General features: G+C 64.9%; 25 protein-coding genes and 1 riboswitch. Of the genes, 13 read left to right on the top strand and 12 right to left on the bottom strand.

Features of this window, described 5'->3' with window-relative positions; all coding sequences use genetic code 11:
• Positions 1–3 precede the first annotated feature (3 nt).
• Entirely contained in the window at positions 4–3,348 is a 3,345-nt protein-coding gene (locus JQK15_RS07860) for a transglutaminase family protein (RefSeq protein WP_214865123.1), read from the bottom strand.
• Positions 3,349–3,778: 430 nt separating this feature from the next.
• On the opposite strand from JQK15_RS07860, the gene JQK15_RS07855 reads away from it, so the two are divergent.
• Entirely contained in the window at positions 3,779–4,171 is a 393-nt protein-coding gene (locus JQK15_RS07855) for a hypothetical protein (protein ID WP_214864716.1), read from the top strand.
• Between the two features lie 63 nt (positions 4,172–4,234).
• Here the strand turns inward: JQK15_RS07855 and JQK15_RS07850 are convergent, their stop codons facing one another.
• Positions 4,235–6,331 carry a prolyl oligopeptidase family serine peptidase gene (locus JQK15_RS07850; protein ID WP_214864714.1) on the bottom strand — a complete coding sequence of 699 codons (2,097 nt, stop codon included), beginning with the start codon at positions 6,329–6,331 and terminating at the stop codon, positions 4,235–4,237.
• Between the two features lie 21 nt (positions 6,332–6,352).
• Positions 6,353–6,637, bottom strand: a complete 285-nt coding sequence (locus JQK15_RS07845; RefSeq protein ID WP_353047190.1) for a hypothetical protein — start codon at positions 6,635–6,637, stop codon at positions 6,353–6,355.
• A gap of 108 nt (positions 6,638–6,745) precedes the next feature.
• Positions 6,746–6,855, top strand: a riboswitch (TPP riboswitch).
• 54 nt (positions 6,856–6,909) lie between these two features.
• Here JQK15_RS07845 and thiC point away from each other — a divergent pair.
• From thiC to JQK15_RS07805, 8 genes are all read left to right on the top strand, one after another.
• Entirely contained in the window at positions 6,910–8,805 is a 1,896-nt protein-coding gene (gene thiC / locus JQK15_RS07840) for a phosphomethylpyrimidine synthase ThiC (RefSeq protein WP_214864712.1), read from the top strand.
• Between the two features lie 94 nt (positions 8,806–8,899).
• Positions 8,900–9,133, top strand: coding sequence for a DUF4160 domain-containing protein (locus JQK15_RS07835; RefSeq protein WP_097385050.1), 234 nt, complete (start codon positions 8,900–8,902; stop codon positions 9,131–9,133).
• Positions 9,117–9,392 (top strand): DUF2442 domain-containing protein, encoded by a 276-nt coding sequence (locus JQK15_RS07830; RefSeq protein WP_214864710.1) that lies wholly within the window; start codon positions 9,117–9,119, stop codon positions 9,390–9,392. Before JQK15_RS07835 ends, JQK15_RS07830 begins: the two co-directional genes overlap by 17 nt.
• Complete coding sequence (locus tag JQK15_RS07825; RefSeq protein ID WP_214864708.1) at positions 9,389–9,985, top strand: hypothetical protein; 597 nt, start codon at positions 9,389–9,391, stop codon at positions 9,983–9,985. Before JQK15_RS07830 ends, JQK15_RS07825 begins: the two co-directional genes overlap by 4 nt.
• A 156-nt stretch (positions 9,986–10,141) precedes the next feature.
• The gene (locus JQK15_RS07820; protein ID WP_017500002.1) at positions 10,142–10,369 is read left to right on the top strand and encodes an AbrB/MazE/SpoVT family DNA-binding domain-containing protein; all 228 of its coding nucleotides are present in this window, start codon (positions 10,142–10,144) and stop codon (positions 10,367–10,369) included.
• Positions 10,369–10,761 carry a type II toxin-antitoxin system death-on-curing family toxin gene (locus tag JQK15_RS07815; RefSeq protein WP_214864706.1) on the top strand — a complete coding sequence of 131 codons (393 nt, stop codon included), beginning with the start codon at positions 10,369–10,371 and terminating at the stop codon, positions 10,759–10,761. The genes JQK15_RS07820 and JQK15_RS07815 overlap by 1 nt, the downstream gene beginning before the upstream one ends.
• A gap of 57 nt (positions 10,762–10,818) precedes the next feature.
• Positions 10,819–11,115: a LysR family transcriptional regulator gene (locus JQK15_RS07810; protein ID WP_214864704.1), complete on the top strand. Its 297-nt coding sequence runs from the start codon at positions 10,819–10,821 to the stop codon at positions 11,113–11,115.
• A gap of 268 nt (positions 11,116–11,383) precedes the next feature.
• The gene (locus JQK15_RS07805) at positions 11,384–11,785 is read left to right on the top strand and encodes a hypothetical protein (RefSeq protein WP_214864702.1); all 402 of its coding nucleotides are present in this window, start codon (positions 11,384–11,386) and stop codon (positions 11,783–11,785) included.
• A gap of 28 nt (positions 11,786–11,813) precedes the next feature.
• Here the strand turns inward: JQK15_RS07805 and JQK15_RS07800 are convergent, their stop codons facing one another.
• Positions 11,814–12,473, bottom strand: a complete 660-nt coding sequence (locus tag JQK15_RS07800) for a DUF6891 domain-containing protein (protein WP_214864700.1) — start codon at positions 12,471–12,473, stop codon at positions 11,814–11,816.
• Positions 12,474–12,615: 142 nt separating this feature from the next.
• Positions 12,616–13,059, bottom strand: a complete 444-nt coding sequence (locus tag JQK15_RS07795) for a hypothetical protein (protein WP_161733700.1) — start codon at positions 13,057–13,059, stop codon at positions 12,616–12,618.
• Positions 13,060–13,205: 146 nt separating this feature from the next.
• Between JQK15_RS07795 and JQK15_RS07790 the strand changes: the two genes are divergently transcribed.
• The gene (locus JQK15_RS07790) at positions 13,206–13,748 is read left to right on the top strand and encodes an Ivy family c-type lysozyme inhibitor (RefSeq protein WP_214864698.1); all 543 of its coding nucleotides are present in this window, start codon (positions 13,206–13,208) and stop codon (positions 13,746–13,748) included.
• 40 nt (positions 13,749–13,788) lie between these two features.
• Here the strand turns inward: JQK15_RS07790 and JQK15_RS07785 are convergent, their stop codons facing one another.
• The 4 genes from JQK15_RS07785 to JQK15_RS07770 form a co-directional block, all read right to left on the bottom strand.
• Positions 13,789–15,921: a PKD domain-containing protein gene (locus JQK15_RS07785; protein WP_214864696.1), complete on the bottom strand. Its 2,133-nt coding sequence runs from the start codon at positions 15,919–15,921 to the stop codon at positions 13,789–13,791.
• 23 nt (positions 15,922–15,944) lie between these two features.
• Positions 15,945–16,925, bottom strand: coding sequence for an acyl-CoA dehydrogenase family protein (locus JQK15_RS07780; RefSeq protein ID WP_214864694.1), 981 nt, complete (start codon positions 16,923–16,925; stop codon positions 15,945–15,947).
• Positions 16,922–18,130: an acyl-CoA dehydrogenase family protein gene (locus JQK15_RS07775; RefSeq protein WP_214864692.1), complete on the bottom strand. Its 1,209-nt coding sequence runs from the start codon at positions 18,128–18,130 to the stop codon at positions 16,922–16,924. The genes JQK15_RS07780 and JQK15_RS07775 overlap by 4 nt, the downstream gene beginning before the upstream one ends.
• Positions 18,131–18,220: 90 nt before the next feature.
• Positions 18,221–18,535 (bottom strand): Rieske (2Fe-2S) protein, encoded by a 315-nt coding sequence (locus JQK15_RS07770; protein WP_051886917.1) that lies wholly within the window; start codon positions 18,533–18,535, stop codon positions 18,221–18,223.
• Positions 18,536–18,675: 140 nt separating this feature from the next.
• Between JQK15_RS07770 and JQK15_RS07765 the strand changes: the two genes are divergently transcribed.
• Positions 18,676–19,821: an acyl-CoA dehydrogenase family protein gene (locus JQK15_RS07765; protein ID WP_214864690.1), complete on the top strand. Its 1,146-nt coding sequence runs from the start codon at positions 18,676–18,678 to the stop codon at positions 19,819–19,821.
• Positions 19,821–20,735, top strand: coding sequence for an acyl-CoA dehydrogenase family protein (locus tag JQK15_RS07760; RefSeq protein ID WP_214864688.1), 915 nt, complete (start codon positions 19,821–19,823; stop codon positions 20,733–20,735). The genes JQK15_RS07765 and JQK15_RS07760 overlap by 1 nt, the downstream gene beginning before the upstream one ends.
• Before the next feature lie 70 nt (positions 20,736–20,805).
• On the opposite strand, the gene JQK15_RS07755 is transcribed toward JQK15_RS07760, so the two are convergent.
• The 3 genes from JQK15_RS07755 to JQK15_RS07745 form a co-directional block, all read right to left on the bottom strand.
• On the bottom strand, positions 20,806–21,726 hold the full coding sequence (locus JQK15_RS07755; protein ID WP_214864686.1) for a TIGR03619 family F420-dependent LLM class oxidoreductase: 921 nt from the start codon (positions 21,724–21,726) through the stop codon (positions 20,806–20,808).
• Between the two features lie 19 nt (positions 21,727–21,745).
• Complete coding sequence (locus JQK15_RS07750; protein WP_214864684.1) at positions 21,746–23,128, bottom strand: aromatic ring-hydroxylating oxygenase subunit alpha; 1,383 nt, start codon at positions 23,126–23,128, stop codon at positions 21,746–21,748.
• A gap of 103 nt (positions 23,129–23,231) precedes the next feature.
• A complete protein-coding gene (locus JQK15_RS07745) occupies positions 23,232–24,395 on the bottom strand; it encodes a CaiB/BaiF CoA transferase family protein (protein ID WP_214865121.1) in 1,164 nt (387 codons plus the stop codon).
• A gap of 164 nt (positions 24,396–24,559) precedes the next feature.
• Between JQK15_RS07745 and JQK15_RS07740 the strand changes: the two genes are divergently transcribed.
• Complete coding sequence (locus JQK15_RS07740; protein ID WP_214864682.1) at positions 24,560–25,726, top strand: acyl-CoA dehydrogenase family protein; 1,167 nt, start codon at positions 24,560–24,562, stop codon at positions 25,724–25,726.
• Position 25,727 lies beyond the last annotated feature (1 nt).

Below are 25,727 nucleotides of genomic sequence, written 5' to 3'. Positions count from 1 at the left end.
CCTCTAATATTCGGGATGCCTGAACCGAAGGTCCAGCGTCATCGGAAATTCGCTCGGGGGTTCGGCCGGCGGCATGTCGACCGGGCCGGGCGTATGGCCATGATCCTGGAACCGCGCCTTGCGCCGCGCCTCCGCCTCATAGCTGTTGATCGGCACATCGTCATAATTGCGCCCGCCCGGATGGGCGACATGATAGACGCAGCCGCCCAGCGACCGCCCGCTCCAGCTATCGAAGATATCGAAGGTCAGCGGCGCATTGGCGGGCAGGTTGGGGTGCAGGCAATTGGCCGGCGCCCACGCCTTGTAGCGGACGCCGCCCACCGCCTCGCCCGGCACGCCGGTCGGCGTCATCGGCACACGTCGGCCGTTGCAGCTCACGATATGGCGCCCGGCGACTAGGCCGGACACGCGCACCTGCAACCGCTCGGTCGAACTGTCGACATAGCGTACCGTGCCGCCGATCGCGCCGGTTTCGCCCAGCACGTTCCACGGTTCCAGCGCATGGCTGATCTCCAGCCCGACGCCGCCGGCCTCCACGCTGCCATGCACCGGGAAGCGGAACTGGCGCTGCGCCTCGAACCAGTTGGGATCGAAGTCATAGCCCGCCTGGCGCAGATCGTTCAGCACCTCCAGGAAATCGGCCCAGACGAAATGGCCCAGGAAGAAACGATCGTGCAGCGCCGTGCCCCAGCGCACCAGATTGCCCTGCTGCGGCTCGCGCCAGAACCAGGCGGTCAGCGCGCGCAGCAGCAATTGCTGGGCCAGGCTCATCTGCGGGTCTGGCGGCATCTCGAACCCGCGAAACTCGACGAGGCCCAGGCGCCCGGTCGGCCCATCGGGCGAGAACAGCTTGTCGATGCAGATTTCGGTGCGATGGGTGTTGCCGGTCACGTCGACCAGCAGGTTACGGAACAGCCGGTCGACCAGCCAGGGCGGCGGCAGCTTGTCCGCGCCGTCGCGCACCGGATTGGGCACCTGCGCCAGCGCGATCTCCAGCTCATAGAGGCTGTCGTGCCGCGCCTCGTCGATGCGCGGTGCCTGGCTGGTCGGGCCGATGAACAGGCCGGAAAACAGATAGGAGAGGGAGGGGTGCCGCTGCCAGTAGAGGACGAAGCTCTTCAAGAGGTCCGGCCGGCGGATGAACGGGCTGTCGTTCACGCTCGCCCCGCCCAGCACCAGATGATTGCCGCCGCCGGTGCCGACCGACCGGCCATCGACCATGAACTTGTCGGCAGTCATCTTCACTTCGCGCGCGTCCTCATAGACGCCCTGGGTAATCGCCACCGTCTCGGCCCAGCTTTTGGCCGGCTGGATATTCACCTCGACCACGCCGGGGTCGGGCGTCACCTTCAGCACGTTGACGCGCGGGTCGGACGGCGGCGCATAGCCCTCGATCCGCACCGGGATGCGGGTCGCCTCGGCCACCTTCTCGACCTGCGCAATCAACTCCAGATAATCGTCCAGCGTCTTCACCGGCGGGATGAAGACGGACAGGAAATTGCCGCGCGGCTCGACCGTGACGGCGGTGCGCACCGCGCCTTCGATGAAGACCTGTTCCTGCCGGTCCTGATGCTCGGCGGTGGCGACTTCGGACCGCTCGAACCGTTCCGCCGGTGCGCTGGTTTCGGCTTCCGCCTCGGCACGATAATCGGCCAGCGGTTCGCGCGGCTCGCTCGTATCCTGCGGGTGGATATAGGGGAAATCGGACGGCGGCACATAGGGTAGGGTGCCCAGCGGCAGGCGGTATCCCAGTGCCGAATCCCCCGGCACCGCGAACAGCGCCTTGCGCCGCACCTTCCACACCTCGCTCTGCCAGCGCGGCGCGCTCGCCTGCGTCTGCCAGCGCTGGATCGGCAGCACATAGCCGACCGTCTTGGAAAGGCCGCCCTCGAACGCGCGCACCATCCGGCTGCGTTCCTCGGGATTGTCGAACTTGGGGTCGCCCGGCTCGGTATTGGCGGGCAGTTCCGCCTCCTTCACCGACCAGGCCAGCGCATCTTCGAACACCGGCTGGACGAAATCGGTCTCGACCCCCAGCCCTTCCGCCATGGCGGTGAGGAAGCGGCCGGCATCCTCGGCGGTAATGGTCGTATCGCCCGCCTCCGGTTCGCCCGCGATCAGCCCGGCATCGCGCCAGATCGGCACGCCATCCGCCCGCCAGTAGATCGAATAGCCCCAGCGCGGCAGGCTTTCGCCCGGATACCATTTGCCCTGGCCATGGTGCAGCAGCGCGCCGGGCGCGAACCGATCGCGCAGCCGCCGGATCAGCCGGTCGGCATAGCCTGCCTTGGTCGGCCCGACCGCATCGCCATTCCATTCGCCCGCCTGTGGATCGTCGACCGCGACGAAGGTCGGCTCGCCGCCGGTGGTCAGCCGCACATCCTGCGCGATCAGGTCCGCGTCCACCTGCTCGCCCAGCGCCATCAGCGACGCCCAGCGCCCCTCGGTAAAGGGCTTGGTGATCCGCACCGCCTCGGCAATGCGGCTGACATTCATCGCGAAATTGAAATCGACCTCGGCCGGCTCGGCCATGCCGCTGATCGGGGCGGCGGACCGATAATGGGGCGTGGCGCAGAGCGGGATATGCCCTTCGCCCGCAAACATGCCGCTGGTCGCATCAAGCGCGATCCAGCCGGCGCCGGGCACATAGGCTTCGGCCCAGGCATGCAGGTCGACCACATCCTGGGTGACGCCCTTGGGCCCTTCGATCGGCTCGACGTCCGCAACCAGTTGGATCGAATAGCCCGACACGAAACGCGCGGCAAAGCCCAGCCGACGCAGCAACTGCACCAGCAGCCAGGCGGAATCGCGGCACGATCCGGTGCCGATGTCCAGCGTCTCCTCGGGCGACTGCACCCCGGTTTCCATGCGAATGACATAGCCGATGCGCTGCTGCAGCTTGCTGTTCACATCGACCAGGAAGTCGATCGTCCGCCCCTCGAACGCGGCATGCTGCGCGACCAGTTCCTCGAACAGCGGTCCCTGCGCCTCGACGTCATAATAGGCCGCCAGATCGGTCTCCAGCTGCTCGTCATAGCTGAAGGGGTAATTTTCGGCATAGGGTTCGACGAAGAAGTCGAACGGGTTGATGATATCCAGATCGGCCAGCAGGTCGACTTCGATACTGAAATGATCGACCGGATCGGGAAAGACGATCCGCGCCAGCCAGTTGCCGTGCGGGTCCTGCTGCCAGTTGAGGAAATGGTTCGCCGGCTCGATCTTCAGCGCATAATTGGGAATCCTGGTGCGACTATGCGGCGCGGGCCGCAATCTTATCACTTGCGGACCCAGACGGATCGGGCGGCTATAGCGATAGGCGGTCAGGTGGTGCAGCGCGGCCTTGAGCATGATGCGATCAGAAACCACGCTTTGCTGCAATGCAATGCGAAACTGTCGCTTCGCCAAAGATTCTCGCAATTTCCGTTCGCGTCAGCCCCGGCCATCCCCTCATTGAACCGACGTCATCCCGGCCCCTTCGACAGGCTCAGGGCATGCTTGATCCGGGATCCATTCGGCGCTTCCTTTCTGGCGGAACGCAGAATGGATCCTGACTTCCGTCAGAATGACGCAGGTCGTGATTGGCAGGAAGCGACCATAAGCGGCTGCAAATTCCTCCCCTGGAAGGGGAGGGGAACCACGAAGTGGTGGAGGGGTATCTCCCTATCGAGAGAGTGACACCCCTCCGTCTGGCCTTCGGCCATCCACCTCCCCTGGCAGGGGAGGATGGTCTGAAAGCGACCACTATCGGACGCTCGCTTGTTCCCATATAGAAAGTCAGATGGGTCTATTTCGCCGGAAGAAAAATACTCCACATCCGCTTGCGGATTTGGATGTATGGATAGTGCCGCTTCACGTGAAAGCCGGTGCAGAAGCGCTCCCCGATCGCTTCATCGGAGCATTTGTTAGCGTGATTTGTCGAGCGGAAAACCCGAATCTTGCCGCTTGGTCAGCTATTCAAGCCATTGAAGCTATGGGTTATTCAGTACCAGAAAGTCCAACAAAAGTGGATCATATGAAAGCATCGGATTTCGCAAATCTGGTTGCAGACAATTGGGCTGGTCTTGCACATGAGCTGCCCAGCCAGACTGAGTTTTATGCTCGAATGGCCGAACACAGAGCGGTGCTTGGTCCATTTGCCGCCTACGAGGCCTCGCAACAATCAGAAAGCTGACGGTCGCAACCCACCCATCCCGGCCATTCGGCGCGTGCTGAATTTGTCTACGCGGCCGAACCCCTATTTCCCCTCCAGCCTTTGGCTGAAATAGACCATCTGCATCGCCTGCAACCGCGCGCCCTGTTCGATATCGGCGTCGCCCGAATGGCCGCCGGCGGTATCCTCGTAGAAGAGATAGGGCAGGCCAAACTCCTTCAGCCGCGCGGCGAACTTGCGCGCATGCTGCGGCCCGACCCGGTCGTCCTTGGTCGTGGTCCAGATATAGGGCGTGGGATAGGTCGCCCCCTTGCGGATATTGGCATAGGGCGAGATTTTCTCGAGGAACGCCTTCTCCTCCGGCACCGACACGCTGCCATATTCGTCGACCCAGGACGCGCCGGCCGCGATCTGCTCGTATCGGATCATGTCGAGCAGCGGCACCTGGATCACCACCCCGTTCCAGAGGTCAGGATGTTGGTTGAACGCCACCCCCATCAGCAGCCCGCCATTGGACCCGCCATAGATGCCGAATTTCTGCGGGCTCGACAGTTTGCGTGCAAAGATATCCTGCGCCACCGCCGCGAAATCATCATAGATGATCTGGCGCTTGGTCTTGAGGCCCGCCTCATGCCAGGCCGGGCCGAACTCGCCGCCGCCCCTGATATTGGCCAGCACGAAGCTGTTGCCCCGCTCCAGCCACAGCTTGCCGGTGATCGCGGCATAGCTGGGCGTCATCGGCACCTCGAAGCCGCCATAGGCAGTCATGATCGTCGGCGTACTGCCGTCGGGCGTCATCCCCTTCTTGTGGACGATGAAATAGGGAATCTTGGTCCCGTCGCTCGACACCGCCTCGAACTGTTCGACGACAAGACCTGCCGCATCGAAGCGCGCCGGCATCGCCTTTACCTGCACCGGTTTCGGATCAGCCGCGTCCATCGCCCATAATGTCGTCGGCGCCAGGAAGCCGGCCACCGCCAGATAGGCCTGGTCGCTCTTGTCGGATGCGGCGACCGCGCTGATCGTCGCATTGTCGGGCAGGTCGACCGGCTGCGCGCTCCAGCCCTTGGCCCCGCGCGCATAGACCCGCACCCGCCCGCGCACATTGTCGTTGAGGCTCAGCACGACCCGGTTCTTAGTCGCCACCACCCCGTCGATCGACTGGCGCGGCGTCGGTGCGAACAATATCTCGGGCGTCAGTACCCCGCCATCCTGCAAGGCTTTCGCCGCCACACTTGCCAGCGCGCCCGCCGGCACGGTCACGCCGCCGCTGGTCCAGGCTTCGCTGGTCTGGATCAGTACCTGCCCGTCGACCATGCCCTGCAACTGGCTCTTGGCCGGCAGCGCCAGTCGCTTCGTCCCCTGCGGCGTCAGCAGCCAGGTCTCGTTGCCGAAGAAGGTGACGCCGCGAAACAGGAAGGCGGCCCTGTTGCCCTGTGCGTCGCTCAGCAGGATCGGCATCGACATGAGCTGGTCGCTCGCCGCGCCACGAAACACTTCCTGCGCGTCTTCCAGCTTCTGCCCGCGCTTCAGCGTCTTGATGACGAAGGGATAGCCCGACTTGGTCATCGTGCCTTCCCCCCAGTCGCGCGCCAGCAGCAGCCTATCCTTGTCCAGCCATTCGGCATTCTGCTTGGCGTTGGGAATATCGAACCCGCCCGGCACGAAACGGCCATCGACCAGGTCGAACTCGCGCAGCCGCACCGCATCCTCGCCGCCGTCCGACAGCGCCAGCAGTGCGATCCGCTCCTCGGGGTCGAGGATGGTCGCGCCCTTCCACACCCACTTCTTCCCTTCCGCCTTGGACAGCGCATCCAGGTCCAGCACGGTCGTCCAGCTCGGCGACGCCGCCGCATAATCGGCCTCGGACGTATAGCGCCACACGCCCTGCGGATGGTCGGCATCGCGCCAGAAATTATAGATGCGGCCATGGATCAGCATCGGCATCGCGATCCGGTCCTTGGCCGATGCGATCGCCAGCGCTTGCCTGTAATAGTCGGCATAGCGCGGATCGCCCTGCAGCGTGGCGACGGTCGCCTTGTTCTCCGTCTCCACCCACTGCATCGCGCGCGGCCCGGTCCAGTCCTCCAGCCAGACGAACGGATCGTCCGCCGGAGCGGGGGCGGGCGCGCCAGCGCCGGTCAGCAAGGCAGCAGAAACCATCGTCAAAAACCTCTTCATTGCGCCCCCCCTTTGTTGTCCTCAATCCCGCGCGAGCTGTCCCCGCAGGTAACGCCGTCGCAACACCGCGCCCGCCACCAGCAAGGGCAGCGACGCGGCACAGGCGACCAGCCCCAGCAGCATCGGCGACCAGCCCATCAGGCTGTGAACGCCAAAGGCCGACGGCAGGATCAGCAGCAGCGCGCCGAGCGTCAGCAGCCACAGCCCCCAGCGCCGCGGCCGCACCGCCACCATCCGCATCTCGTGCCGCAACGCTTTGCGCCGGGCCTTCTCGGAATCGGGATGGGGTGGGGCGCTGTTCTGCACGATCGGCCTCTTGCTGGATCTTCTTCCAATTATGGTCTCCATCGCCCCGGCGCAAGGCGATCGGCTCGCGAAGGGCTTCCCCTGCCGCCGCGCTTGCGCTATCCAATGCCCATATCCCCGGGGGACCGTCCGCAGACGGTTGAGAGGCGGCTTTGTGGCCGCGACCCGCTGAACCTGATCCAGTTGACACTGGCGTAGGGAGGGAAGCGCGTCGTGCCACTCGTCCCGTGACACCGCCCGCACTCTCTTTCCGCCTGAAGGAGAGAGAAGTTATGGCAGACGTCCCCGCCCGCACCGAAATGCGCGTTACCACCGGGCCCATTCGCGGCTCGAAGAAGATCCAGGTCGGCCCGCGCAAGGTCGCCATGCGCGAAATTCATCTGGAACCGGGCAGCGGCGAGCCGCCGGTCCGCGTCTATGATACCTCCGGCCCCTATACCGATCCGGACGCGCATATCGATATCATGGCGGGCCTCCAGCAACTGCGCCGCGACTGGATCCGCGAGCGCGGCGATGTCGAGGAATATGACGCACGCGAGATCAAGCCGGAGGATAATGGCCTGAAAGGGCCGGACCGCAGCGGCGGCGTCCAGCCCTTCCCGAACGTGGTGAAGCGCCCCCTGCGCGCCAAGCCCGGCGCCAACGTCTCCCAGATGCATTATGCCCGTCGCGGCATCATCACCCCGGAAATGGAATATGTCGCCGAGCGCGAAAATCTGGGCCGTGCCCGCCTCGCCGAATATGTCCGCGACGGCGAAAGCTGGGGCGCGTCGATCCCCGATTATGTGACGCCGGAATTCGTGCGCGATGAAGTCGCCCGTGGCCGCGCCATCATCCCGTCCAACATCAACCACCCGGAATCCGAGCCGATGGCGATCGGCCGCAATTTCCTGGTGAAGATCAACGCCAATATCGGCAACTCGGCGGTCGCCTCCGACGTCGCCTCCGAAGTCGACAAGCTGGTCTGGTCGATCCGCTGGGGCGCCGACACGGTGATGGACCTGTCGACCGGCCGCAACATCCACGACACGCGCGAATGGATCATCCGCAACTCGCCCGTGCCGATCGGCACCGTCCCCATCTATCAGGCGCTCGAAAAGGTCGGCGGCATCGCCGAGGATCTGACCTGGGATATCTTCCGCGATACCCTGATCGAACAGGCCGAACAGGGCGTCGACTATTTCACCATCCATGCCGGCGTGCGCCTGGCCTATATCCCGATGGCGGCCAGGCGCGTCACCGGCATCGTCTCGCGCGGCGGATCGATCATGGCGAAATGGTGCCTCGCGCACCACAAGGAGAGCTTCCTCTACGATCATTTCGACGAGATCACGGAGATCATGAAGGCCTATGACATCGCCTATTCGCTCGGCGACGGCCTGCGCCCCGGCTCGATTGCCGACGCCAATGACGAAGCGCAATTCTCCGAACTCTACACGCTGGGCGAACTGACCCACCGCGCCTGGAAGCAGGATGTGCAGGTGATGATCGAAGGGCCGGGCCATGTGCCCATGCACAAGATCAAGGAGAATATGGAAAAGCAGCTCCAGGTCTGCGGCGAAGCGCCCTTCTACACCTTGGGGCCGCTCACCACTGACATCGCGCCGGGCTATGACCATATCACGTCAGGCATCGGCGCGGCACAGATCGGCTGGTATGGCACGGCGATGCTCTGCTACGTCACCCCCAAGGAGCATCTGGGCCTGCCCGACCGCGACGATGTGAAGGTCGGCGTCGTCACCTACAAGCTCGCCGCCCACGCCGCCGACCTGGCAAAGGGCCACCCGGCCGCCAAGGTCCGCGATGACGCGCTCAGCCGCGCCCGCTTCGAATTCCGCTGGCGCGACCAGTTCAACCTGTCCCTGGACCCCGATACGGCCGAACAATATCATGACCAGACCCTGCCGGCCGAAGGCGCCAAGAGCGCCCATTTCTGCTCCATGTGCGGCCCCAAATTCTGCTCGATGAAGATCACGCAGGAAGTGAGGGATTTCGCCGCCAAGAAGAACCAGCCCGCCGACGGCTTCCTGGCGGCTGGCCTGACCGGCGCGGAAGTGGCGGAAGCCAGCAAGGCCGCGGCCTTGAAAGGCATGGAAGAGATGAGCAAGCTCTTCAAGGAAACCGGCAGCGAACTCTATATGGGCGCCGGTGGCAGGGAGCATGATTGAGGCTTTGGCACCCGGTAACTTTCTCGATTTTACCGGGTGATCCGCTCACCGCTTCATTATAGATGGTTCGGCATCCTATGGGGAACCGTGACCGATGCCGACCATCTTGCGCCTCGATGGCTATCGCTTCTATTTCTACAGCCACGAACCCAATGAACCGCCCCATGTTCATGTCGACAGGGGCGGCGCATCCATGAAGGTCTGGCTGGACCCGGTAGCCATGGCGAAGACCAGCGGCTTCCGTCGCTCCGAGATCAATGGCATACTCGCTTTAGTGGCGACCCATCGGGATCGCCTGCTGGAGGCATGGCATGAATATTTCGGCTAGGATCACCGATGAGCGCGTCGCCGATGTTCGTTGTGACGACGACAGTCTGATCGTCGACCTGATGGACGGGCGCACCATCTCCGTTCCCCTCGCTTGGTATCCTCGCCTTGCCAGCGCGACACCCTCCGAACGCGCGCTGTGGGAAGTCGCGGGGGCGGGTTACGGTATCCACTGGCCAGCCATTGATGAGGATTTGAGCACGGAAGGGTTACTTAGGGGCGCGCCTGCTCCTTTTGCAGGATTGTCGCGTTCTTCATGAACAACGGCATGCCGACTGGCGTGAAAGGGAATGGCCATCCCATCTTGCCGCATCGCGATGCCGATCCGATTATGAGGTTGCGTTCGCACTATTTCGATCCGGCCGATTTTATGTTCGAGCGATTTCAGAAGCTTGATAAACGAGCAAAATCCACAACCGGCCTGAATCGATCGGCGATCTTTGAACGCCGATATTCGATGACATATTGGCTCAGTGGCCTTTACGTGACGATAGAAGGCATGGAAAATTTGCCGCTACTTGATGAGTTGGCTCGGCGCCCGTCCGACATCCCAGAGTTGATTCCATATTGCCTTGAAATTTTGGCGGACGTGCATGATCACCGGGATTCTCTGCGACTGTTACGCAATGCCAGCTTTCATTTTCAAAGAACGCCGGAAAAATATATCCAGTTTTTTGAGGATGGCTTTCGTCTTCATTGGGCTGCGCATATCCATAAAGGAATAGGGCGCATTTTTTCAGAATATCGGCTGAAGTGCGCGATCGTATGCGCCTTGTCTGATAGGACTGATGAAATTGATATCATGGGAAAATCGGCTCTTCGATTTAGAAATATGTCTTATTTTAATCCATGATGATGGGCCCATGATGGGCTGTGAGCTCATTCTTCAACAATGATGCCGGCACTGCGCCACTTCCAGTGCCCGCACATGGCCCTTACTGCTGACCCGGCAGGCCAACCGCTACCGCAGGAGTTTGTTGCCGCCCCAACAGCATGTTATAACTCCCGTATGAATGCTCCCCTCAAGATCACGAAGATCGGCAACAGCGCCGGCGTGATCCTGCCCAAGGAATTGCTGGCGCATCTCCAGGCGGCGGCGGGCGACAGTCTTTCGGTTGTCCTCACGCCGCGCGGCATCGAATTGTCTGCGGCCGAGCCGGATTTCGAGGCGCAGATGGCCGCCGCGCGCGAAGTCATGGCGCGGCGCAAGCGGGCGCTGCGCGAACTGGCGAAATAATGGCCCGGCCGGATTGGGTGTGGATCACACCCGCCGTGGCGGAAGCCGCTCATGCCGAGCAGATTGCCGAACATGGCGGGGGCGGCAATGCGTTGCGCGATCGCGGCCTGTTCGAAAGCGCGATGGCGCGGCCCCAGCAACTTGCCCATTATGGTGAACCGGATGCCGCTGCCCTGGCGGCTGCGTACGCCTATGGGCTGGCGCGTAACCATCCCTTTGTCGACGGTAACACGCGGATTGCGGCGGTGGTCAGCGAAACCTTCCTGCTGCTGAACGGCCATGGCCTGACCGCGACCGACGCCGAACTGGTCGTGGCGTTCATGGAACTGGCCGCCGGCACCCTGTCGGAAGAAGAACTGGCCGACTGGTTTCGCCACCATCTCGCCCCCTGACACCCCGGCACCAATATCCCCTGTCCTACACGGCGATCCTCTGATCTACCCTGGGGAATGACACAGCACATCCCCGCTCGCCCGCCCGCGCAGCCCGCGCCGGCGCTCTTCACCCCCGCCCGCTGGACCCCGGCCCGGCAGCGGACCTTCCTGACCGCCCTCTACCAGAACGGCAGTGTGGCGCAGGCCGCGCGCATGGTCGGGATGTCGCCCTCCAGCGCGCATCGCCTGCGCCGTCGCCTCGCCGGCACCGCCTTCGACCGGGACTGGAGCAACGCGCTGGCGCTCCATGCCCAGGCGATGGCCGCCCCGATCGCCACCCAGCTTCGCCCACAGGCGTCGACGCGGCGCTGAGGCATATCGGTGCAGAACAGGTGCAAAGCTGTCGCGTCACCGGGGCGTCATGGGCGCATTATGCGTCGCCCCGGTTGCGCGTTCTGATGCAGAGCAGGCGCGTGGGTGACGCGCGGCCGGTGCAAAAGCGGTGCAAAAGTCCCGAAAAGGTCGATAACGCTGTGAACTTCGGGCGTGACCCTGCGCCCTTCGTCCGTGCCGCCTTGCAGGATCGCCGAAAATATGAGAACAAATAACGAACATGATTCGTCCTCAGGGGAGGAAGTCCATGGTTCTTCGTCTTACGTCGCTCTTGCCGCTGCTGCTCGCCGCGATCGTCGTCGGCGTATCGGGCACGGCATCCGCCAAACCCGATTTTGCCCATGTCACCACGCGCGAACAGGCGGAGGCGCTGGTGGCGTCCGGGGGGTTGGTGCGCATCTATCTCTTCCCGATCCGTCTGGGCGGGCCGAGGCGCAAGGCGAATATCAGCTATGTCCCACCCGAAGCGGGCGCCGCGCTCGACCAGATTACCGGCACGCTACAGCGCTTCACCCGTGAGGGGCTGGTCGACCGGCTGGAGATCATACCCGAATATCGCGGCACCAGCTTCGTGCCGACGCGCATCAACATACATGCCACCCATAGCGGGCAGGAGGGCGGCTTCCATCCGAGCATCGCGATATGGTGACGGTCGGCGCGCAGCAGGCGCTGCCGGTTCAGGCTTCCAGCATGCGCAGGGTGCGGCGCTTCTTCCAGTCGAGGACCACCTGGATGCGCATGCTCCAGCTGCCGTCCCAATCGACCGCCAGATCATGGGCGTCGAGCTGGGCCGCGATCCGCCGGCCGATGTCGAGCGCCGCCGCCTCGCCCGCCGCGCAGGCACCGTAATTGAGGTAGAGCGCCTCGCCCTCCACCGCCGCCTCGGTGTCCTGCATGTGGAAAAAGGCATAGCCCTCGGCCGGGCGCCCTTCGCCGATCGCTTCCTCGATCTCGTCCCAGATCTCGATCGCCCCGCAACTGCCGCAGCAGGTGAAATTCTGCCGCGCGATCACGCCCTCGGCCTCCAGCGCGGCAAAGGCCGCGTCCAGCCGGTCGCAATCGGTCATGTCGGGCCAGGCCTTTTCGGCGGCATTATGCTCGGCCAGCGCCTGACGCAGCGCGGCCGATGCCTCGCGGCGCAGGGTCGGGCCGGGCAGTTCCTCGACAAACGTGTCGTGGGCGGCGGTCAGGATCGCGTCATCATCATGAAATCCCCCGGCGACATCGCGCCACACCTGGTCGCGCAGCGCCGCGAGCGGATCATAGGGGGGAGGGGCTGCTTCTTGCTCGGGGGCGTTGGTCTTGCCGAAGATTCGTTTCCACAATGCGCCGAACATGCGTTTGCCTGCCTCCCGCGATGCACTTTACTCGGCTCCAACATGGCGTGGCTTCGGGCAAAGGAAAAGGGGGCATTTGACCCATGAATCGCGACAGCTTCACGGTCCGCCGCAGCGATGCCCCCAAATGGCCTGCCGATCCTTATGGCGCGGGTTCCAGCACCACGTCCCAATGATCTTCCGTCACCGCCATGCGCTTGGCCTCCTCGGCATCGAACGCCGCCTTGTCGGGGAACATCCGCGCCTTGGCCGCCGCCATCGCCGCCTTATATGCTTCGCCCGCGCCCACGCCGTCGGCGCCATGCTTGTAGACGATGGTGGTGCGCACGTCCCACCGCGTGCTGCCGCCCATATGGGTGAAGGGCATCTCGACCGTGACTTCGCTGATATAGCCCTGCCGCATCATCTCGCGCAGCAAGGCCTCATGCTGCTTGTGATAGGCGGTCAGGAACTGGCCCATCCCGCCCCATTTGACGCGGTAGTAATTTTCCACCTTCAACGGGCCGTCGGCGGGGGCCGCGGTCTGGGCGGTGGCGGGTGCGGCGGCCAGGCTGGCGAGCAGGATCAGGGCAGGGGGGAAACGCATCGGGCAGGGGGCCTTTCGCAATCGAAGATCATCCGCCCCTACAGACGGATCAGCCGCCAATTTCCGCGCCCGTGGCGCAATCGCGCTTGCTCGCTGCCGCGTCCCGCCCCACCATGGGGGCATTCTCCTCGCGCAAAGGACCGCCGATGACCCGCCACCGCCTCTGGACCGTCCTGACCCTGCCCGTCCTAGTGTCTGCCGCGCTGACCGCCTGCAGCGGCGAGAAGAGCAGTCCGGCGGAAAATGCCGCCGACAACGCGGTCAACGCGGTCGAAAACGCCATGGCCAGCGCCGCCAACGCGACCAATGCCGCCGCTTCCAAAGGGGACGCCTTCAGCCCCTATGTCGGCAAATATCCCTTCGACAAGGTCGGCGCCCATAGCTGGAACGACGATCCCGCGGTGGTCGCGGCGGTGAAGGCGGCGGTCGCGGACAAGGTGGTGCGCAAATGGGTGCTGGAGGATGGCGGCCCTTCCTCGCCAATCGCGACCGTTGACGGCAAGGTCGCGGCCTGGTCGTGCGAGACCCATAATTGCGGCCCGCACCAATGGCTGACCCTGGTTGATCCGGCCAGCGGCACGGCCGAGGTCTGCTATTATGACGAGGCCGTCGATGCCCAATCGACCCGCTGGTTCAAGGCCGGCAAGGAAGAAAAGCGTCCGGGCCAATGCCCTGACGTGTCGAACTGACGGGACAGGGGCGCCACATGATGCGGCGCCACCTCTGCTGCTATTGGACGACGACCCGCACCCGACCCAGATTCTGGATGCGGGCATAGGGGGTGGTGGCGTCGCCCCTGCGTTCCGACGCGGTGCGCAGCGCGGGGAAATAGGTGCCGGGCGCGGCGAAGCTGTGGCGTGTGGTCAGGGTCAGGCTGTTGCCCGAACCGCCGGGCAGCTTCGCCTTTTCGGCAAAGGCGCCGCTGCCGTCGAAATCCCATTCCGCCGACACGATCCGGCCGGTGCCCGGCGGCACACTGATGGTCGCGCGGAAGGTCACGGCCGTGCCCGGCTTCACCACCGCCTTGGCCGCGCCATTGGCGGTGACGCTGGCGACCGGCTGGATCCCGCCGCGCACCGCCGCATCGGCCGGCACGATCACCTGGCCATTATCGATGCGATAGGCAGTGTTGGCGGGCGGGGCGACGCCCTTTTCCACCCAGGCGGACAGGTCGCGCAGCGCCTGTTCCAGCATGCCCAGATAGCTGACCGTGCGGGTCGGGTCTTCCTGATGGCTGCTGTCGCCGTGCAGCGCATGATCGGTGAACCAGATGCGGAAATTCTGGTCGGCGCCCGCGCCCTGCGCAGCGATCACCCGCTGGCGATACCAGTCGCCTTGCCAGGGCATGGCTTCGCGATCCCACAGATTTTCGACCAGAATCATCTTGCCCTGGAACTGCCCGGTCATCGGCGGCTGGCCCATCGGCTTGCCAGTGGTCGCCGCAGTGAAAAGCGGGCCGAGCAGGAAGGGACGCTGCGGATAGAGCGGCTTGCCGTCGGCCCCGCGAAACTGGTCCCAGATCGGATAACCGGCGTCGGCCGGCGGCACCTGATGCCAATGATAGGTTTCGGCAGCGAGGAAATTGCTGTTGTCGACCCGCACCTTGTCGCCGGCCTTCAGCAGGTCGACCACGGCATCGTCCACCACGCCCAGGATCACGACATCGCCAGCGATGCGGTTGATCGTCAGCCGCTTGCCCTGCGCCGCGCCGGACCCGACGATCAGGTCGCCGCCGACGAAATAGGTCTTGGGCGGCGGGCTCGACAGGCGGAAGGCGACGATGCGCTGCGCCGCCCGGCCCTGCAGCGCGGCAAAGGCATTGTCGACATTGGCCGCGCCATCGGTGATGCGGGTATCGAGCTTCAGTTCGGCTGCCTGCGCCGCGCTGATCGGCGCGGCGATGGTCGCGTCATGCTGCAGCCGATAGCCCTCGAAGCTCTTGGGATCATCATGGCCAAGATAGCCCGGCTTGGTCCAGAAATCGGTGAAATAGCCGGCATCGGCCATCACCATCCCGCCATAGAGGGCGGCAAAGCCATGGATGCCCATCGTCTTCCAGCCGAACCAGCTGGGCGTCGGGAACCCCATCGCCGTCACCTCGCGCAGCACCGACGCCTGCTGCGGCGTCAGCCCGACATAGGGATCACCCGATCCGCCCGGCTCCACCGCGTCCAATATCTGCGGGAACTTGTCATTGAGTACCCGCATCGCCCGCATCCGCACGGAGAACATGTTGGGCGGCGCCATTGGCGATCCCAGCACATAAGGGACGACGCCGTCCCACACGCCGGTGGTATTCTCGATCGACCCGACCGTGCGGAAGCCGCCGCCGCTGCCGCCAAAGGCATAGCCATAGGGGCGCTTGCCGCCGTACATCTGCTGCGCGACGACCCGCGAATAGCGGGCCGAGGCGGCATTGGCGCGATAGGCGGCGATGGTGAAGTCGTTGGGCTTGCCCGGCATGCCCACCTGGTCGCGGCCGCCGCCATTGGTCTCGACATAATAGCCGCCCGACGCGATCGAGAAGCCGATATAATTTTCCTCGCCATCGGTCAGCTTCTGCGCCAGATTCTCGTCATCCGGGACCGGCGTGATATGCTGGAAGAAGCGGCCCTGATAGTGCGCCTTGTCGGGGAAATAGAAGGAGAAGCGGGTCTCCGTGCCCTTGAACCCGCCATGGACATAGCGGTGTCGCACCGGCGCATCGCGCCATTCGTCGATGTCGATATAGGGCTGGGTGAAGAGCGGGTCTTCGGCGGCGCTTGCCGGCGCGCTACCCTGCTGTGCCCCGGCCATGCTGCCCATGCCGGCCATCAGCACCGCTGACAGGGCTGTCATGCCCATTGCAATCGATCGACGCATCGCTTCCTCTCCCTTTTGCCGGTTCAGGCTGCGGCCTCCAGCGCCGCCCTGCCGGTCCGTTCGTCCCAATGATCCGCATCGCCGCCGAGCGCGCAATTGAGCATCGCGCGCTTCAGGAACAGGTGACAGGGATGTTCCATGGTGAGGCCGATGCCGCCGTGGAGCTGGATCGCCTCTTCCGCGACCAGCCGATAGACGGTGCAGGCCAGCGCCTTGAGCGCGCCCAGGGCGATGATATCGATCTCGACCTGCTGTGCCCGGCTCCAGAACAAGGCGTCGGCGGCGGTCAATTGGGTCCGCATGTCGGCGACGCGATGCTTGAGCGCCTGGAACAGTGCCAGCGGCCGATCGAACTGCTGCCGCGTTTCGAGATAGGCGACGGTCATCGCCAGCGCCGCCTCTGCGCCGCCCAGGCTGTCGCCCGCCAGACAGAAGAGGCGCAGCGCCTCGATCCGATCCGCCAGCGCGCGGGCGGCATCGCCCTGCGCCAGCGTGAGGCCGGGGCCTTCAAGGACGACATCGAACAGGCGACGGCTCTTGTCCCATCCGGCGCGATAGGTGACGGCAACCTGCTCGGCCGGCACCAGTGCCACCCGATCGTCGGTGACGTGCAAAATATGGCTGGCGGTATCGGCATCGGGCACGCAGGTCAGCCGGTCGGCGCCATCCAGCCCGCCCGCCAGCGATGCGGTCATCACCTCGCCGGCCATGGCGTCGGCGATCAGCGCGTCGCGCTCGGGCAGGTCATCGGCCGCCGTCAGCGCCTCGATCGTCAGCATCTGCGCCAGCACGGAGCCGGGCACCAGCGCCTTGCCCACGCCCTGATGGATGACGCCCGCCGCCTCGCGGCCGAGGCCCAGGCCGCCCAGATCCTCCGGCACGCCCATCATCAGCCAGCCCATCTCGGCGATCAGCGCCCAGCTCTGCGCCGCATCCGGGGCCAGATCGCTCTGGCCGAACGCCTTGTCGGCCGCGTCCTGCACTTCCGCGCGGGTCATGGTCATGCCGCGCCCTCCTTCAAGGTCCAGCTCTTGGGTTCGCGCGGCATCCCGACCAGCCGTTCCGCGATGATGTTGCGTTGCACCTCGTCGCTGCCGCCGGCGATGGTCCAGGCATAGCTGTTCATGAAATCGGCCATCCAGTTGCCGGTCTCCATGCCGCCGCCAAAGGTGATCGGGCTGTGATATTGCGCCTCTATGCCGCCCAGCCGAATCCCGAGCGATGTGAACTCTCGCAGCGTGCGCGAATAGGACAGCTTGACGATCGACGCGTCGCCGACCCGCTCGATCCCGGCGATGCGGTTGGCGAGGAACTGGTCGGCGACGGCACAGGTCGCATCCACCTTGGCGCTCAACCGGCCGAAGTCGCGGACTATGCCGCTATCGTCCTGCCGGCCCAGCGCCCGGATCAGGTCGCCTAGCCGCCACAAGGCGCCACGCAGCCGGGCGCTCAGTTCCAGCAGGGTCAGGCCGCGTTCGGAGGAAAGGGTGGATTGCGCCACGGCCCAGCCCTGCCCCTCTTCGCCCAACCGGTCGCTGACGGGAATCTCGACATTGTCGAGGAACAGCTCGGCAAATTCCTCGTCGCCGTGAATCTGGTGGATCGGCCGCGCGGTGACGCCCGGCGCCTTGAGGTCGAGCAGCAGATAGGTGAGGCCGGCTTGCTTCGGTCCGTCATTACTGGTGCGCACCAGCAACAGGCATTTGTCGGCGAACTGGCCCATGGTCGACCAGAGCTTCTGCCCGTTGACGACATAATGGTCGCCGACCCGCTCGGCGCGGGTGCGGACATTGGCAAGGTCCGATCCGGCATTGGGTTCGGAAAAGCCCTGGCACCAGGTTTCGCCGGCCAGGATGCGCGGGATCAGCAAAGCCTGCTGCTCCTCGCTCGCCCATTCGAACAGGGTGCAGGCGGCATGATAGGTCGACATGAAGGACAGCAGCAGCCGCGGCGTGTCGGCGCGGGCCAGTTCCTCGTAGAGGATCTTCTGTTCGGCAAGCGAGCGGCCGCCGCCGGGCCATTGGGCGGGCCAGTGCGGCACGGCATAGCCGCCCTCGACCAGCTTGGCGAACCAGTCGCGCTGGATTTGCAGGAAGGCGGCCTCGCTGCTGCTGCGGTCGCGCCAGCCGTGCGGCGCATTGTCGGCCAGCCACTGGCGCACCTCCAGCCGCAGCCCGTCGAGCGCATCGGTCAAAGCCTGCCCCTCCATCCCGTTCCGGTTCCTCTCATCCCCGACGCTAGGCCCAATTGCGCCGCCCCCCGCAAGATGGCGGCAGGCGATATCCCCAAGGCGATGGCACTAGATCGCCACCTCGATCATGCCGTCGACGATGCGGACGGGATAGGTGGCGATCGGTTCGCTCGCCGGGCCGGTCAGCGGCGCGCCGGTCTCCAGGTCGAACCGGGCACCATGCGCCGGGCAGGCGATCCAGCCCAGGCGAATACGACCGCAGGCGAGCGGTTCGTCGGCATGGGAACAGAGCGCGGCGATGGCATGAATTTGCCCGTCGCTGTTGCACAACAGGATGGTCTGGCCGTCGATGGTCACGCTTTTGGTCTTGCCCAGCGGCACCTCATCCAGGGAGGCTGCCATTTTGAAATCGCGCTCGCTCATGCCCGAAAGCTGCCCAAGCCGGTGGAGCGCGGCAAGGGCCGGCCCACGCCCATCACCGGGGCGTTCTCTTGCCCGCCGCCCTGTCGCGCCGCGCCGCTCTTCAGTATCGCATCCCTGTTCGGCAGGGGATGCGTGGACCGATGGATTTTGAATGGACGCAGGATGAAAAGGCCTTTCGCCAGCGGTTGCGCGACTTTCTCGCCGCGACGCTGCCGCAGGATTGGGAGCGTTTTTCGCAACATGGCCCGGCTTCCCCGGCACTGACCGACTATGCCCGCACTTTCTGCGGGCGCCTGGCCGATGAAGGCCTGCTGACCCCGCATTGGAGCAAGGAGATTGGCGGCCAGGGCCTCGACCCCTGGCACCAGACCATATTGGCCGAGGAAATGTGGATCGCGGGCGAACCGCGCGGCGGCCAATATATGAACGTCAACTGGGTCGGACCGACGCTGATCCGCTACGGATCGGAGGCGCAGAAAGCCCAGTATTTGCCCGCCATCACCGGCGGCCGCGCGCTGTGGTGTCAGGGCTTTTCCGAACCCGGCTCCGGCTCCGACCTTGCCTCGCTGCGCACCCGCGCGACCCGCGACGGCGATGTCTATCGCGTGTCGGGGCAGAAAATCTGGACCAGCTATGCGGGGCTTGCCGACACCTGTTTCCTGGTCTGCCGGACCAGCGACGATCGCAAGAAGGGCATTTCCATCCTGCTGGTGCCGATGGACACGCCCGGCATCACCGTGCGGCAAATCCCCTCGCTGATCGGCGAGGGCGACATTCATGAGGTCTTCTTCGACGATGTCGTCGTGCCGGTTGAGGCGCGGCTGGGTGCGGAGGGTCAGGCCTGGGAGATTATCGGCTATTCTCTCACCAATGAGCGGCTCGGCATTCCCCGCTATGCCCTCGCCCGCGCGGCGCTCGACCGGGCGGTGGCGCTGCTCCAGGCACAAGGCGAATTTGCCGGCGAGGCGGTGCGGATCGAGGCGGCCCATGCCGCTGCCCTATGCGAAGCGGCGCGGATGGCCAGCTATGCGATCGTCGACCGCCGCTGCCGGGGCGAGGCGATCGGCGCCGAATCCAGCTCCGCCCGTTTCGCCACGGTGATGGCCGAGCGGCGGGTATGCGAATTCATCGTCGAATATCTGCCGCAGGCACTGGCCGACGCCCACCCCTATCTCAAAATGCATCATCAGCGCGGGATCGTCGCGGGCATCGCCGCCGGCGCGGCGGAAATCCAGCTCAACATCATCGCGACCGATGTGCTCAAACTGCCGCGGGAGCCGCGCTGATGGACCTGTCCCTGACCGACGACCAGATCGCGATTCTCGACGCGATCGACACGCTGACCCGGCCCTATGCCGGCGCGACGCTGCATGAGGCCGGCTTTGCCCTGGCCAGCGACGCGCTCGACCGTGACCTCGCCGAAGGCGGCTTCCTCGATATCGGTTTCGATCCCGACCTCGGCGCGATCAGCGCCGCCCTGGTGGTCGAGCGGCTGGCGCGCCTGCCCCAGGCGGTGGAGGCGGCGGCCAGCGCCCTCATCCGTCCGCTGCTGGGCGACGCGACGTCGCGCCCGCTCTGCCTGATGGAGGAGGGGAAGGCGCATCGTCCGGTCCGCTTCCTCGCCCCCGGCGCGACGGTGCTGCTGGTCGGACCGGACCGGGTGCGCAGCTTCATCGCCGGCCCCGACCATGTCCGGGCCGAACCCGAAGCCCTCTACGCCTATCCGATGGGCAGCCTGATCGCCCAGCCCGACGATCTTACCGATCACGCCGTGTCGGCCGACGATGTCCGCACCCGCTGGCGCGTGGCGCTGGCGACGGAGGCGACAGGCCTGCTCGCCGCCGCGCTCGACAGCACCGCGACCTATGTCACCGATCGCCAGCAGTTTGGCCGCCCGCTCGCCACCTTCCAGGCGCTGCGCCATCGCCTGGCCGAGGCGCAGGTCCGCGCCAACGGACTCTACTGGCTGGCGATGAAGGCGGCGGCCACGCTCGATGCCGGGGACGCAGCGCTGGCGGCACTGCACGCGCAGGAATCGGCGCGCAGCTGCGTCTATGATTTCCACCAGTTCCTCGGCGCCATGGGCATGACGCTGGAGCATCCGCTGCACCTGTGGACCTATCGGCTCAAGGCACTGATCGGTGATCTGGGTGGACGCGGCGGCCAAGCGCTGGCGGCGGCCGCTGCCCTCTGGGGTTAGACTCCTTGAGAGAGCCTGATTCACGCCATCGGTGAAAGCGCGGCGCGCTTTCACCTCAGACGATCAGGCTCTAGGCCAGTTTGGGCTTGATCTCCTCAATCACCCAGCGGGCATAATCCTCATATTCGCTGATGCTGCGCACCGCCGGGATCGGCACCGAACTCATGGTGACGCCCAGCGTCCCGAACCAGCCGAGCCGGTCGATGATCTCCGGCGCGGTCATGCCCGGCCGGGCGCGCGGGTCGTCGACCACGGCATGCCCCTCACCCACCCGACTGGTAGAAAAGCCGTACATCACGTCGAACGGGCGGCCGTCATAGCCGGGCTGCGACTTGATGAAGTCGATCTTCGCCGGGATATCCTCGGGTTTCGTTAGATAAGGCCACCAGCCGCTGGCATGGCGCGCGGCGCGCCTGAGCACGGCGTCGGCCTCGCCACCCATCCAGATCGGCAGATGCGGCTGCTGCACCGGGCGGGGCGCAAAGGCGACATCGCGGAAGGACACGAACTCGCCCTCGAATTGCGGATCATCGCTGGTCCACAGCTCGACGATCGCGGCCAGATATTCGTCGCACATCCGCCCGCGCTGGTGGAAGGGGACGCCGAGCAGGTCGAACTCCTGCTCCAGCCAGCCCGCGCCAAAGGTCACCATCGCCCGGCCGCCCGACAGCCAGTCGATCGTCGACAGCGCCTTGGCGGTGATCGCGGGATGCTGCAGCGGCAGGATCGCGATCGAGCTGTTGATGCGGATGCGGCTGGTCGCGCCGGCATAATAGCCCATCGCCGCATAGGCATGGAAATGATGCGGCCCCGACAGGTCGACATGGGCGCGCGGAATCAGGAAATGTTCCGGCACGCTGATCATGTCGTAACCCAGATCATCGGCCAGCCTGGCCAGCCGCGTCTGATCCGCGCCCGTGACCGACAATTCCCAGGGCTGCATCGTCGCCTTCAGCTCGATCAGCCGGGGCATGCCGAAGGCGAATTTCATGACCCCGCCTCCCGCCGGCTCAGAAGCCCAGGTCGAGCACCGGCCCGTCGAAATTGCCGGCCAGCTTCTGCGTCGCCGCGCTCAGCTTATCCATGGGTTCATGCCGGATATAGCCGTCGATGATCCGCTGATAATTGCTGATCAGCCCTTCGATCACCTTGGACAGGCGCATGAAGTCGAAGCCCTCGGCATGCAGCCCCTTCTGCTGCAGCGGGATGTTGGAATAATCCTGGCGCGGGATCATCGGGAACTGATCGCTGTCATAGGGCAGCATCACCGGTTCCATCACCACCGGCGGCTCCTGCCCTTCGGGGAAATGGGTCAGCGACCATAGCTCGAACATGCAGCTTTCCGGGCCGAGCGGGCGGATGCGATAGGCCGCCATGCTGGAAAGGAAGGGCAGCAGGAAATAGTTGGGGAAGATGAATTCCACCGACTTGACCGGGGTTTCCACCGCCAGTCTGTTGAGATCGGGCGTGGGTTCGCCGCGCGCCTGCCCGGCCTGGGTCACGCAATGATTGACCATGCCGAACCAGTGCATGATCGCCTGTTGCGGGTCTTCGGGCAGTTCGACGTCGATCAGCGTGCGGGCGACGGCGACATCCTTGGCATGGCACATGCCGGCCATGCCCTCGCTCAGCAGCTGCATATGGTCGACCTGGTCGACGATATTCTCCTTCATCGACCGGTTGGGATTGATCGGCACGCCGATCCCGCCGGTGTCCATGCCGTACATCATGTTATAGAGGATCGGCACCTTCTGCTGCAGCTGCGGATGGGTGCGCATGACATGATAGCCTTCCATGAAGGCTTCCATCGCGACCTTCCAATTGGCCGGCAGCACCGTGCCGAAACACCATTCGGCGCGCATCTTGTCGGCATTATAGGCGTCGAGCCCGACCGCGAGCGGCCCAAGCTGTTCGCGCAGCGACGGCGCCTCATCGTCGAAATTGATGAAGACGCAGCCCATCTCGATCTCGGTGCGACAGGGACGCAGGGCCAAATCCTGTTCGTCCAGCTGATGCTCGGAGAACATATGCCGGCCATAGACGAAGGTGTTCTTGCCCTCGATATTCCAGCGCCAGCCATGGAAGGGACAGATGAAGCCCTTGCCCTTGCAATTGCCATGACTGCCCTCGGTCAGCGGCACGCCGCGATGGCGGCAGGCATTATGATAGGCGCTGATCCCGTCCTTGGTCCGCACGATGATGACGGACTTGCCCAGATTGCTATATTCGATCCAGTCGCCGACCTCGGGCACCTGCTCCACGCGGCAGGCCATCTGCCAGACATGGGGCCACAGTTCCTCGCATTCGCGGCGATAGAAATCCGCGTCATAATAGCGTGCCGTGGGAATGCGCTCGGGATCGCTGATTTCCAGCGGGAAGCCCGCACGCGTCATTTCAGCAGCCTCAACCATGCCATGCCTCACCCAGATTTCTTGCTTGGATGAAGTGGTAAAGGCTGGGTCGGGGAGCGCCAAGGCAGCGCCCCAACCCATCGCCCTACCGATGGACGGCCACGCCCAGTTCGTCCAGCACCTCCCGGCTGTGCGCGCCCAGTTCCGGCGCGCCGCCCGCGACCCGGCCCGGCGTCTGCGAGAACCAGGTCGGCACGCCGGGGAAGCGCACCGGCCCCTGCGGCGTCTCGACCGTCTCGAAAAAGCCGATCGCGTTCAGATGCGCATTGTCGAACAGTTCGTCCGTGGTGCGCAGCGGCGCGGCGGGGATATGCAGCGCCTCCAGCAGCTCCAGCCATTCCTGCGTCGTCCGCTCGGCAAAGGTGCCGCCCAGCAGGCCATAGACCCGGTCGATCTGCTTCGCGCGCTTGGCCAGCGTGTCGAACTCCTCGGTCGCCCAAGGCGGGTTCACCGCCGCGACGAAGGCGTTCCAATGCTTGTCATTATAGACCAGCGCGGCGACATGGCCGTCCTTGGTCGCATAGGGCTTGCGATTGCGGGCGACGACGCGGTGATAATGGGCCGGCCCCAGCGGCGGCTCGAACAGCATGCCGCTGGCATGTTCGGTCAGCATGAAGGACGCCATGGTCTCGAACATGGAGACTTCCACCTCCTGCCCCTCGCCGGTGCGCTCGCGGTGGAACAGCGCCATCATCGTCGCATAGAGGCCGGTGAGGCCCGCCACCTTGTCGGCGATGATCGTCGCCATGAAATCGGGCTTGCCGGTCATCAGCTGCTGCAGGTGCGGGATGCCGCATTCCGCCTGGATCGTGTCGTCATAGGCGGGCTTGTCGCCGTCCGGCCCGCGCCGGCTATAGCCATAGCAATTGGTGTAGATGATGTCGGGCCTGATCGCCTTCACCGCCTGATAGTCGAAGCCCAGCTTGGCGATCGCCTTGCCGCGCATCGAATGGATGAAGACGTCGGCGGTGGCGATCAGCGCGCGCAGCGTCGCCTTGTCCTCCTCCTGCCGCAGGTCCAGCACCAGGCTGCGCTTGCCGCGATTGACGTTGGTGAAGACGCCGCCCAGCGCGGGCGTCGGCCCGGCATTGATATAGCGCGTCGCATCGCCCGCCGGCGGCTCGATCTTGATCACGTCGGCGCCCATGTCGGCCATGATCTGGGTCGCATAGGGGCCAAACACCATCGCCGTCAGGTCCACCACGCGGATCCCGGCCAGCGGCCCTTTCGGCATGTGCGTCGCGTCCATCATCCTCTCCCCATAACTGCCTTCGGGCTAGGCCAAGGGCGCGGCGAAATCCACGCGCAACCCCTTCGCCCCACCGATATGTGGGGCCGCCCGATTGTGCGCGCGGGAGGCCGGATGATACCCGCAGGCGATCATCCAGACGCCAGCAGAAGGCCCCCAGAGACGTGGATTTTGCCCTGACCGAAGACCAGAGGAACATCCGCGACGCGGTGTTCCAGCTCTGTGCCCAGTTCCCCGACGATTATTGGCTGGAACGGGACAAGGACGCCGTCTTCCCGTTCGATTTCCACCGGGCGATGGCGGACGCCGGCTGGCTGGGCATCGCCATGCCCGAAGCCACCGGCGGCGCGGGCCTGGGCATTACCGAAGCGGCGATCATGGTGCAGGCGGTGGCGGAGGCCGGCGGCGGCATGACGGCGGCGTCCAGCATCCACGGCCCGGTCTTCAGCCTGGAGCCGATCGCCCTGTTCGGCACGGACGAACAGCAGCAGCGGATGATCCCGCCGATCATCTCGGGCGCGGAGAAGATGTGCTTTGCCGTCACCGAACCCAATACCGGGCTCGACACAACCAAGCTCAAGACCCGCGCCGATCGGGTCGAGGGCGGCTATCGCGTCAATGGCGAGAAGATCTGGATCACCAACGCCCATGTCGCCGACCGGATGATGCTGCTCGCCCGCACCACCCCGCTCGACCAAGTGAAGAACAAGACGCAGGGCCTGTCGCTCTTCTTCACCAAGCTGGATCGCGACAAGATCGAGCATCAGCTGATCCCCAAGATGGGCCGCCACGCGGTCGGCTCCAACATGCTGTTCATCAACGACCTCTTCATCCCCGAGGAGGATCGGATCGGCGAGGAAGGTCAGGGCTTCAGGATCATCCTCAAGGGGCTGAACCCGGAGCGCATATTGCTCGGCGCCGAAGCGATCGGCATCGGCCGCAACGCGATCCAGCGCGCCGCCCGCTATGCCCGCGAACGCATCGTCTTCGACCGGCCGATCGGCATGAATCAGGGGATCCAGCATCCGCTCGCCAAATGCTGGATGCAGCTGGAGGCGGCCAACCTGATGGTGATGCAGGCCGCCACCCTGTTCGACAAGGGCGAGGAATGCGGCGTGGAGGCGAACAGCGGCAAATATCTCGCCGCCGAATCCGCGTTCGAGGCCTGCCATACCGCGATGCTGACCCTGGGCGGCATGGGCTATGCCCAGGAATATCATGTCGAACGGCTGCTGCGCGAAGTGCTGATCCCGCGCACGGCCCCGGTCAGCCCCCACATGATCCTCAATTTCATCGCCGAAAAGGTGCTGGAATTGCCCAAATCCTATTGAG

The organism is Sphingobium sp. BHU LFT2 (assembly GCF_018604485.1).
GTDB classification, from domain to species: domain Bacteria; phylum Pseudomonadota; class Alphaproteobacteria; order Sphingomonadales; family Sphingomonadaceae; genus Sphingobium; species Sphingobium yanoikuyae_A.
The sequence above is the reverse complement of the archived record's forward strand: the minus strand, read 5'-3'. Positions and strand labels throughout refer to the sequence as shown.